The organism is Thermogemmatispora sp. (assembly GCF_042408735.1).
GTDB lineage: Bacteria > Chloroflexota > Ktedonobacteria > Ktedonobacterales > Ktedonobacteraceae > Thermogemmatispora.
The window spans coordinates 1-2,469 of sequence record NZ_JBHOQV010000044.1; the positions used below are offsets into that span (position 1 = coordinate 1).

A 2,469-nucleotide genomic window follows, 5' to 3' on the forward strand; every position below is an offset into this window, starting at 1 on the left:
GCAGGAGGAGTTTGAGCGGAGTGTGTTGGTGGCGAGTGTGGCGTTAGGGAGTTACGAGGAGGGGCGGCGGCGCGGAGACGAGCGGCTGGTGGAGCAGGCGAAGCGGCTGGCGGAAGCGGCGTTGGCGCGGTGGACGAGGTAAGAGGGTTGATCGCGGTGTGTAGTTCTTTGGCCAGTTGTGGTTGATGAGGTATGAGTGGTCTCCGATCTGTGTGAGTGGTGGGTGAATTGAGCGGCGGGTGGACCTGCCGCGGCTGGTCGCCAACGGCGCGCGCGCGCTGGCCGTGGCCATCGCCGAGGCGGTGCAGGCGGCACAAGGCAAGCACTAACCACCATCACGGAGAAAGGAGAAGAAGGAAATGGGCGTCAACATACCGCCGAGACCACCTGAATTCAATGGGGATCCAAAGGATCCTCTTTACCAGAAGAAACTGGTGGATTGGCAGACGGAAATGACCTTGTGGCAAATGGCCGTCCAAGCCGCGCAAAACGAGCAACAGCGTGAACAAAACATGGCGTCAAACATGCAGAAATCGGCGCACGAGGCTTTGATGGCTGTCGTCAACAATCTTAGGTAGAATCAAGAGATAAAGGTTTATCTGTTCAAGTCATGGAGCTGCGCTCCATGACTTGAACGATTTAGAAAGGAGATGCACGTATGAGATGGGCAATGAACCTGAAAGAAAATCGTCTTATCGCAGTTATAGCAATGACGTTCCTTACTGCAATTAGCACTAAGGTCATGGCGCAAGGCTTGGGATACAACCCATGGAATCCGGGTGTATATAACCCTTGGCCAGATATCTGGATGCGGAACGCCGTAATAAATGGCGAGATTCTAAAAAGAAGGGATGGAGGAGCAAGCAATGGGAAGTCACGCACGGTATCGCGCGCAGGGAGCCGCAAGCTGAGCGACAAGGTGAAGAGCGGTGCGGCCGGGCGAGGAGCGAGGCGAGGTGGAGCGAGCCCACGGCGCGGCACGACGCGATTTGTGAGCACGGCCGCGCCGTTGGCTCCGGCGCGACTGGCGGCCGAGTTGGGGCGCACGCCTGCGGAGCGGTTGCAAGTGGAGCGGGCGTTGGCGGCGATGTTGGCGACGAGCAAGCAGATGATGGAGCGAGCCGGGCTGGCGGTGGATGATGTGGCGAGCGGGGCGCAGTATGCGGTGTTGGTCGGGTATCGTGTGCGAGACGAGCAGGAGTGGGGTGAGGTTGTCAGGCGAGCGGACGTGCAGCAGGCGTTGGTGCGGGCCACGGAGCGCGCGCGGGAGTTGAGCGACGCTGAGGACATGGAGAAGCAGGAGGAGTTTGAGCGGAGTGTGTTGGTGGCGAGTGTGGCGTTAGGGAGTTACGAGGAGGGGCGGCGGCGCGGAGACGAGCGGCTGGTGGAGCAGGCGAAGCGGCTGGCGGAAGCGGCGTTGGCACGGTGGACGAGGTGAGCAGTTGGTCGTGGTGGGGTGGTTGTGGATGGAGGCAGGAGGCGAGAGGGTAGAGGTTTTGGGAGAGGAGTTGAGTGATTCTTCGAGTGGGTAGAGGTTTTGGGAGAGGAGTTGAGTGATTCTTCTTTCTCTGTGAGAGTGGCTTGACCGAGAGGAGAAGGATGCTGCTGCCAACGGCGCGCGAGCGCTGGCCGAGGCGGTGCAGGCGGCACATGGTGAAGTGCAACGCCCTGCAGAGAGCAGGTAGCTAATTACCACAGAGAAAGGAGAGTAGAAAGATGAGCAGCTTCAATATCGGTAGTTTGCCGAACAAGCCGGATTTCAGCAATGTAGATTTCTCGGATCCGAAAGCCGCAATAGCAGCACAACAACAGCAACAAGAATACTGGTTTGCTGTCAACGCTTTGCAAAATGCGGTAAAGCAAGAGGGGGAAGCCAAGTCGAACATGCAGAAATCAGCTGCAGAAGCTTTAAACTCCATAATCCGCAATTTGGCCTAGCTACTACTAGTAGGTAATGGTCAAATTGAAGGCTGGGAAGGATGCGAGGCAGAAGGCACATCAGCCCTGCCTCGCGTTCTCAAACCCATGTCCTCGCATATCAGGATGTAGTGTGGTAGCAAAACCCTAGATCAGAAAGGAGCAAGCAAATGAAGAAAGGTTGGTCAGCATTGGTTTTTGCCGCGCTTTTTTTGATGATGGTATTTGTGAAGCAAGGAAAAGGACAGTATGGTCCACCGCCACCGTACCAGCTTGGCCAAGTTATACAAACCAACAACATGATGAATCTAATTCGTACTCGACGCCTTGCTAAGGGAAAGAGGTTGGCAAGTGGCAAGAAATTGAGCGACAAGGTGAAGAGCAGTGCGGCCGGGCGAGGAGCGGGGCGAAGTGGAGCGAGCCCACGGCGCGGCACGACGCGGTTTGTGAGCACGGCCGCGCCGTTGGCTCCGGCGCGACTGGCGGCCGAGTTGGGGCGCACGCCTGCGGAGCGGTTGCAAGTGGAGCGGGCGTTGGCGGCGATGTTGGCGA

At 57.8% G+C, this 2,469-nt stretch carries 4 protein-coding genes; all 4 read left to right on the forward strand.

Features of this window, described 5'->3' with window-relative positions:
- Positions 1-359 precede the first annotated feature (359 nt).
- Positions 360-578, forward strand: a complete 219-nt coding sequence (locus ACFMO7_RS02615) for a hypothetical protein (RefSeq protein ID WP_376793975.1) — start codon at positions 360-362, stop codon at positions 576-578.
- Between the two features lie 92 nt (positions 579-670).
- Positions 671-1,438, forward strand: coding sequence for a DUF6683 family protein (locus ACFMO7_RS02620; protein WP_376793978.1), 768 nt, complete (start codon positions 671-673; stop codon positions 1,436-1,438).
- Positions 1,439-1,716: 278 nt separating this feature from the next.
- Positions 1,717-1,938 (forward strand): hypothetical protein, encoded by a 222-nt coding sequence (locus ACFMO7_RS02625; RefSeq protein ID WP_376793976.1) that lies wholly within the window; start codon positions 1,717-1,719, stop codon positions 1,936-1,938.
- A 149-nt stretch (positions 1,939-2,087) separates the two neighbouring features.
- A partial coding sequence (locus ACFMO7_RS02630; protein WP_376793977.1) for a hypothetical protein occupies positions 2,088-2,469 on the forward strand: 382 nt, incomplete at its 3' end.